The organism is Ectopseudomonas oleovorans (assembly GCF_003052605.1).
Classification (GTDB): domain Bacteria; phylum Pseudomonadota; class Gammaproteobacteria; order Pseudomonadales; family Pseudomonadaceae; genus Aquipseudomonas; species Aquipseudomonas oleovorans_A.
On sequence record NZ_QASO01000088.1, the window covers coordinates 529 to 8,374 of the forward strand.

The 7,846-nt window shown below is 62.5% G+C and carries 5 protein-coding genes; 1 reads left to right on the forward strand and 4 read right to left on the reverse strand.

The window, feature by feature from the left end; all coding sequences use genetic code 11:
- Positions 1-84 precede the first annotated feature (84 nt).
- On the forward strand, positions 85-1,776 hold the full coding sequence (locus DBO86_RS14815; protein ID WP_108234071.1) for a sigma-54-dependent Fis family transcriptional regulator: 1,692 nt from the start codon (positions 85-87) through the stop codon (positions 1,774-1,776).
- 387 nt (positions 1,777-2,163) lie between these two features.
- Here the strand turns inward: DBO86_RS14815 and DBO86_RS14820 are convergent, their stop codons facing one another.
- From DBO86_RS14820 to DBO86_RS14835, 4 genes are all read right to left on the reverse strand, one after another.
- Positions 2,164-3,708: a methyl-accepting chemotaxis protein gene (locus tag DBO86_RS14820; RefSeq protein ID WP_108234072.1), complete on the reverse strand. Its 1,545-nt coding sequence runs from the start codon at positions 3,706-3,708 to the stop codon at positions 2,164-2,166.
- A 70-nt stretch (positions 3,709-3,778) separates the two neighbouring features.
- Positions 3,779-5,095 (reverse strand): DUF1329 domain-containing protein, encoded by a 1,317-nt coding sequence (locus DBO86_RS14825; RefSeq protein WP_108234073.1) that lies wholly within the window; start codon positions 5,093-5,095, stop codon positions 3,779-3,781.
- Positions 5,096-5,250: 155 nt separating this feature from the next.
- The gene (locus DBO86_RS14830; RefSeq protein WP_108233632.1) at positions 5,251-6,579 is read right to left on the reverse strand and encodes a DUF1329 domain-containing protein; all 1,329 of its coding nucleotides are present in this window, start codon (positions 6,577-6,579) and stop codon (positions 5,251-5,253) included.
- A 19-nt stretch (positions 6,580-6,598) separates the two neighbouring features.
- Positions 6,599-7,846: DUF1302 family protein (locus DBO86_RS14835; protein WP_108233631.1), on the reverse strand; the 1,248-nt coding region annotated here is incomplete at its 5' end.

A 7,846-nucleotide genomic window follows, 5' to 3' on the forward strand; every position in this document is an offset into this window, starting at 1 on the left:
CCCGCATGGTGGCGCTAAAGCTCACCGGCTGAAAGCCGGTGGTTTTAACCTTTCGATGGAAAATAAATCAGGGGATTTGAGTTCATGCCTATCCGCTATAAACCCGAGATGCAATACGCAGACTTCAAGGACCTCACCAGCCTCATCCACTTCCAGAGCACGGAAGGCAAGATCTGGCTGGGCGAGCAGCGCATGCTGCTGTTGCAGGTTTCCGCGATGGCCAATTTCCGCCGCGAGATGGTCAACATCCTGGGCATCGAGCGGGCCAAGGGATTCTTCCTGCGCATGGGTTACCAGTCCGGACTGAAGGACGCCGAACTGGCCTGGAAGCTGCGCCCGAATGCCAGCGAGTACGACATGTTCCTCGCCGGCCCGCAGCTGCACTCGCTCAAGGGCCTGGTCAAGGCCCGCCCCACCGAGGTCGATATCGACAAGGAAAGCGGACGCTTCTACGTCGAGGTGGAGTGGATCGACTCCTTCGAGGTGGAAATCTGCCAGACCGAGCTGGGGCAGATGCAAGACCCGGTGTGCTGGACTCTGCTCGGCTACGCCTGCGCCTATTCCTCGGCGTTCATGGGCCGGGAAGTCATCTTCAAGGAAGTCAGCTGCCGCGGCTGCGGCGGCGACAAGTGCCGGATCATCGGCAAGCCGGCCGAAGAGTGGGACGACGTTGCCAGCTTCAAACAGTATTTCAAGAGCGACCCCATCATCGAGGAACTCTACGAGTTGCAATCGCAACTGGTGTCGCTGCGTACCAACCTCGACAAACAGGAAGGCCAGTACTACGGCATCGGTCAGACCCCGGCCTACCAGACCGTGCGCAAGATGATGGACAAGGCCGCACAGGGCAAAGTCTCGGTGCTGCTGCTCGGCGAGACCGGGGTCGGCAAGGAGGTCATCGCGCGCAGCGTGCACCTGCGCAGCAAACGCGCCGCCGAGCCCTTTGTCGCGGTGAACTGTGCGGCGATCCCGCCGGACCTGATCGAGTCCGAATTGTTCGGCGTGGAAAAAGGCGCCTTCACCGGCGCCACCCAGTCACGCATGGGCCGCTTCGAGCGGGCCGACAAGGGCACCATCTTCCTTGACGAAGTGATCGAACTCAGCCCGCGCGCTCAGGCCAGTCTGCTGCGCGTGCTGCAAGAAGGCGAGCTGGAGCGCGTTGGCGACAACCGCACGCGCAAGATCGACGTAAGGGTGATCGCCGCCACCCACGAGGACCTGGCCGAAGCGGTCAAGGCCGGGCGTTTTCGCGCCGACCTGTACTACCGGCTGAACGTCTTCCCGGTGGCGATCCCGGCGTTGCGCGAACGCCGCGAGGACATTCCACTGCTGGCTGAGCACTTCCTGCAGCGCTTCCACGAGGAGTACGGCAAAAGAACCCTCGGCCTTTCGGACAAAGCCCTGGAGGCCTGCCTGCATTACAGCTGGCCGGGCAATATCCGCGAGCTGGAAAACGTCATCGAGCGCGGCATCATCCTCACCGAACCGAACGAAAGCATCAGCGTGCCGGCGCTGTTTCCACGGCCGCCGAAAGAAACGTCGATCGACAGCGAGCGGGTGTCATCGGACGGCGTGCTGATCCAGCCGGACAATGGCCAGGGCAGCTGGATCAGCCAGTTGTTGGGCAGCGGCCTGAGCCTCGACGAGATCGAGGAAAGCCTAATGCGCGAAGCCATGCACCAGGCCAAGCAGAACGTCTCCGGTGCTGCCCGCCTGCTAGGGCTGAGCCGCCCGGCTCTGGCCTACCGGCTGAAGAAGATCGGCATCGAGGATTGAGTCGCCATTTACCAGCGCCAATACTGCTGAGGTTGCATTCATACAATGACGAAACTTCAGCGCCTCGCTTAGGGAAGCGCTGAAATAGTCGGGCGCAGGCGGGACAGCAGCTTTATCGCTGCACAGCGCTGGCGCCGGCCCGCAGGGGAATAATCCAGAACCGGCGTAGTTCCTGTGCTCCCGCCTTCGCGGGAGTGACGGTAAATGGCCTTTGCAGAACTTCCTTAGTAATGCGTATGCCGCGTAGCCGTCTGCCCAAGTCACCTTGCGCGACTCAGGCAGGCGCCCATTGAGGCGGCTGGAGCAGACTCGCCGCTGCCCGTGTGCCGCTGCGTAGCGCCCCGGCAAACAGCCAGTGCGAGCGGTAGCGTGCTTTCAGACAACGCCTTAGCCGTTCAGCAAATGTCCAACCAAGGCCTGTTGGCGTTGAGCTTGAGCCTTTACCTGTTCGGCAAACTTCAGGGTGTTGCGTAGTTGTTCGCCACTGTGCAACGCCAGCTGATGAATGGCATGCAGCTTGGCGTTAATCTCCTCCGCTGCCAGGCTTTGTTGGTCGCTGGCGCTGGAAATTTGCGTGCTCAACTGGTGAATGCTGGCGGTGCTGTCGAGGATACCCAGTAGCACTGTGGCGGCGCCATCAACCTCGCTAACGCTTGACAGTAGATGACTGCGGCCTTGCTCCATCGTCTGCACCACTTGGCTAGTGCCTTGACGCAGTACCTCGATCATGCCCTGTATCTCGTCGGTAGAACTCTGCGTACGGCGGGCCAACGAGCGCACCTCGTCGGCGACCACTGCGAAGCCACGACCGTTGTCGCCCGCCCGCGCGGCTTCGATGGCGGCGTTGAGCGCAAGCAAGTTGGTTTGTTCGGCAATACTGCGAATCACCTCGGAAATGCGCCCGATATCCTGGCTGTGTTGAGCGAGGGCGGCTACCGCGCTCCCTGAGCTCTCCAGCGTGTCGGAAAGCCGGTTGATGCTCCATCTGGCCTGCTCCATGCGTTGACGACCGTCATTGGTCAATGCTTCGGCTTGCTGGGCCAGGCTGGTTGCGTCGAAGGTGCTTTTGGCGACTTGCTGAGTGGTCGCAGCGAACTCCTCGACGGCCGCAGCGATTCCGGCCAGCTCCTGTTGCTGGTCGTGCGAGGCAGCACTGCTAGCGCCGACCAGACTAGTAGCCTGACCGGCGCCCTCGGCAACCTGGCGGCTGCTGTCGTGAATGCGTGCGAGCAAGGCGGCCAGCCTGAATTCCAGCAGGCGCATGGCCAGCTCTATCTGTCCGACCTGATCCACCCGGCCTGTGTAGATCAACTGTTTGATTGGATGCTGCACCAGACTGCGGCTATTGCGCACGAGCGCAGCGAATGGCCGGGCTTGTCGCTGCAGCAGCAACCAGCAGAGTACTGCCGAACCCAGCGTGGCGAGCCCGCCGAGCATGGGCTCCAGACTGATGCTTAGCGCCGCCAGAGGGGCGATTGACAGGCAAGCCCACAGGCTCTGGCGAGACGCCTGACTCGGGTTCGGCCAGCGCAGGCAGGCCGGCTGTCGACCTTGAGCGCGCACACGATAGGTTTCACTTGCGCGGGCAATCATCTGCGGGGTCGGCAACTGGTAGATCGCCTGATACTCGAGTACCTCACCGTTTTCGAGGATCGGGCTGATGTAGACGTCGACCCAAAATCCCTGACCATCGGCGCGGCGGTTCTGCAGCATGCCCATCCACGACTGCCCTTTGTTCACTGTGCCCCACAGATCCTTGAACGGGCCGGCGTGCATCTCTGGGTGGCGCAGACAATTGACCGGCTGACCGAGCAATTGCGCAGGGCGGTAGCCGGCAAGGCTGGCGAAAGCAGGGCTGACGTAGGTGATGAGGCCGCTGGCGTCGCACAGCAAGAGCAACTGTTCGGCGGGGTGAGCATGAGTGAGTGTCATATTGCGCGTCCTTTTTAATGCACTGGCGATCCTGAGATGAGCAGGGATAAGAGCGCCTCGGTACGAGGGATCAATTCCCGGTTGCACGCAGGTACTGCACGCTGAAAATCTCTGGCTTGCTCTGCTCGGAGTCGACCTGGCCCTTGAACTGCCCGGTGGTGCAGTGCATGGCCTGCATGTCGATCATCGAGAAGCTGTCGTCCAGCGCGACTCCGCTGCCCTTGTTGATCGGCAGGTGCTGGTCCGGGTGCGCCTTGCCGATGGTGAAGGTCTTCCACGGCTCGCCCTGGCGGTCGTAGGAGACGGTGCGCGACACGGCGAAGGTCTGTGCATCCACATAATGGACGCGCTTGGACAGCGGGTGGCGGGCGAACGTATTGAGCGGCGTTGCCTGCAACTGATAGACCTTGCGCAGTTGCCAGGTGATGCGCGGGAAGCAGTTGCCTTTGCCGTCGAAGGCCACCATGCGGTAGCCCTCGCTGTCGGTGCTGCCCTCGTCGAGGGCCAGGTCGTTGTGGTTGTAGAAGGGCATCAACATGAAGCGGGTACCCTGATAGCTCCAGCGCATGTCGGCGATGCGCCCGTTGTAGCCCTCGAAATCCTCGATCATCAGATCGGAGCCCAGGAAAGCGTCGGTCATCTGCCCGGTGGCCAGGCGTCTGACGCGGCGTTGAAAGCCCAGATAGAGCCAGGAGTTGTCGCGCTTCAGATCGTTGTTGAAACGATGAATCAGCAGTTGGGTGTTGCGCAGATCCTGCGGCGAGTCGATGTTGAGGTAGATCGCCCGGAACTTGTTCGACGGGTTGGGGGTAATGGCCGGTAGCGGAGGCTGGTTGACCCGATTGGTGAAGTTGAGGAAGTTCATGGTCATGCCGATGGTGCGCTCCACCTCGGCCGTGTCCATGTTGCGGTACTTCCAGATGAACGGGGAGATGATCGCGCTGTCGCCCCAGTTGTAGCCGTACTTGACGTTCCAGGCGAGTTTCTCCCCGGCGCGCGGATCGGCGGCATCCGGCTCCGCGGGAAAGGGCCGGCCGGCAATGGTGCCGCTGATCTCACCGGGGTTGGCGCCTAGTTTGGCGCTGTTCAGGTGTTTGCGGGTGGCCTCGAGGTAGTGGGGGTGCAGGTCGAACGAGGTGGTCGGCGCGACCTCGATGCGAGTCCAGCCCTGGCGGATAAAGCCGAGCATGGCGGGGTCGAGCAGCTCCTTGAAGCGCTCGACGTTGTCGGATTCGATGAGCATGCCGGTGTTCAGACCGTCGGCCTCGGGTATTGCCGCGCGGTAAGGGTAGAAGGCCTTGTCGATGAGCTCGTCATCGGCCAGGGCGGACAGCGGGTGCAGGCTGAGGTAGAGCAAGGCACAAAACAGTCTGTTGTTATTATTCATGGCTGAACCTTTGCTGGAGGGATCCCGCTCGACAGGTTCCTGGCCTGCGGGCACGGCTTCTCACAGCGCCGCCCATGAGGACGGCGCTGTTGGCTGGGCTGCTGGTTGGGAGAAAGGCCCGGCCGCGTCTAACCGGCCGGACCGAGTGGCGCTGCTTAGTTACCGGTGGCGCGCATGTGCTGCACGCTGAACATCTCCGGCTTGCTCATCTCCGGATCGACCTGGCCCTTGAACTGCCCCGTGGTGCAGTGCATGGCCTGGATGTCGATCATCGTGAAGCTGTCGTCGATCGACACGCCGGAGCCCTTGTTCTTCGGCAGGTGGTGGTCCGGGTGGGCCTGGCCGATGGTGAAGGTCTTCCACATGCTGCCCTTGCGGTCATACGACACGGTGCGCGGCACGGTGAAGGTCTGCGCATCCATGTAGTGCACGCGCTTGGACAGTGGGTGGCTGCCGTCCACCGGCACCGATTCCACCTCGTAGACCTTGCGCAGCTGCCAGGTGATGTTGGGGAAACAGCCGCCCTGACCGCCGAACGCCACCACCTGGTAACCGTCGCTGTCCTTGTGCGTTTCGCTGTCCAGCGTCAGGTCGTTGTGGTTGTAGAACGGCATCAGCATGAAGCGGGTGCCCTTGTAGCTCCACTGCATGTCGGAAATACGCCCGTTGTAGCCCTCGAAGTCCTCGATCATCAAGTCGGAGCCGAGGAAGGCATCGGTCACCTGGCCGGTGGCCAGGCGCCGCACGCGGCGCTGGAAGCCCAGGTACAACCAGGAGTTGTCGCGCTTGAGGTCGTCCTCGGCGCGATGGATCAGCAGCTGGGTGTTGCGCACGTCATAGGGCTCCTGCGCCTTGACGTAGATGCCGCGGAACAGCTGCGACGGGTTGGGGGTGATCGCCGGCGTGGGCTCTTGGTTGACCCGGCGGGTGAAGTTGAGGAAGTGGAAGTCGAACTTGATGGTGCGTTCCAGCTTGCCCGTGTTCATGTCGCGGAACTTCCAGTAGAACGGCGAGATGGCGGCGCTGTCGCCCCAGTTGTAGCCGTACTTGTAGTTCCAGGCGAGCTTCTCGCCGGCGCGCGGGTCGTTCGCGTCCGGCTCCTGGGGGAACGGCCGGCCGGCCACGGCGCCACTGATCTCGCCGGGCTTCGCGCCGAGTTTGACCGTGTCCATGTGCTGGCGGGTAGCCTCGACATAGTTGGGGTGCAGGTCGAAGGAGGTGGTGTCGCCGACCTTCAGCTCCACCCAACCTTTCTCGATAAAGCCGTAGAAGGCCGGGTCGAGAATCTCCTTGAACTGGGCGACGTTGCCCTTGTTGATGGTCATGCCGGCGCTCAGACCGGCGAAGCTCGGCTTGTCGTTCTGGTAGGGGTAGAAGGACTGCTGGATCACCGCCTCGTCGGCGGCGTGCACGCCGCTGGTCGCGCCCAGCGTCAACAGGGCCAGCGCCAGGGCGCGGCTCTGCCGGGATTTCTTGTTGTTCATGGCTATTCCTCGTGATTGATCAGAAGCTGTAACGCAGGGTCAGTTGCAGTTCGTCTTCCTTCTGCGCCATGCCGATGGGGCCGGCGCGGAAGCGGCCCAGCGGCTCGTAGCCGCTCAGACCGGCGGTTACGCCCTCCGGCAGGCCAAAGCTGGTGAAGGGGTCCCAGGGGTTGCAGCTACGGCAGTCGTCGAACTCGCGAGCACCACGGCCGACCTTGAAGTTGGCGCCGGCGATGATCTTCAGGTTGTCGCTGAACAGGTACTGCACGCTCGGCGCGATGGCCGTGGCATGGGCCTTGAGGTCGTGGGCCACTAGCACCTGCGGGCTCAGCCGGTCGTTCATCCACCAGCCCTTGACCAGCAGGGTGCCGATCCAGTTCTGCTCCCAGTCCGGCATGCCGGCCTTGCCCAGTGGGCGATCCTCAAGCTGGTGCTCGCGGATGTGCTGGCCGAACAACTGGCCGGAGAAGAGGAAGGCGCGGCCGGGGTTGAGGAAGGGGATGAAGATGTTCTTGTCCGCACCGATCACGTAACGGGTGACGTCGGACTCGGAGAACAGCCGTGATTGCAGGGTGTTGGCAAACTCCTCGCCCTCGGTGTGCGCGACTTCGACGCGGAACACCGTGTCGATCGCTTGCGAGTAGTAGTCCATCGAACCGCCGATCAGGTTGACCCGCGGGAAATGGATATCGAAGGCGATCAGGGCCGGCCATACCGCGGTTTCACCGGTGAAGGGGTTCTGCGCCGGGATGCCGCCACGCAGCGAGGGCAGTTGCGAGCGGTAGGTCAGGGCGTTCAGCGAGAAGCCGAAATCGCCATAGACGCCTTCCAGCTTGATGCCGAACTGGCTGTTGGACAGGCTCCAGGACGGCATGTGCGCCTTGCGGATACCGATCTGGCCGGGGCCGAAGTCGGTGGCGATGTTGCCGCCGGCGAAGTTGGCCACGGTGCTGCCGTTTTCCCACAGGTTGTTCATGCCGCGGAAGAAACAGCCGGCATCCAGGGCCGAGTTCGGCGTGCCGCACTGGCCGAGGTTGTGCGGGCGGAACTTGTCGAAGTTCCACACGAACGACAGGTTGAGGTCGTCGAACACCTCGTTGGCGCCCATGCGCCAGTCGGCCTTGGCGATCCACATCGGGATGCGGATGTCCTCCAGTTCGTCGTAGATGTTGTTGCGCGAGAAGTCGATCGGGTTGATCACGTCGAGCACGCGGAACAGGTCGGTGCGGCCCCAGATCACCTGCTGCTTGCCCAGGCGCCAGCTCAG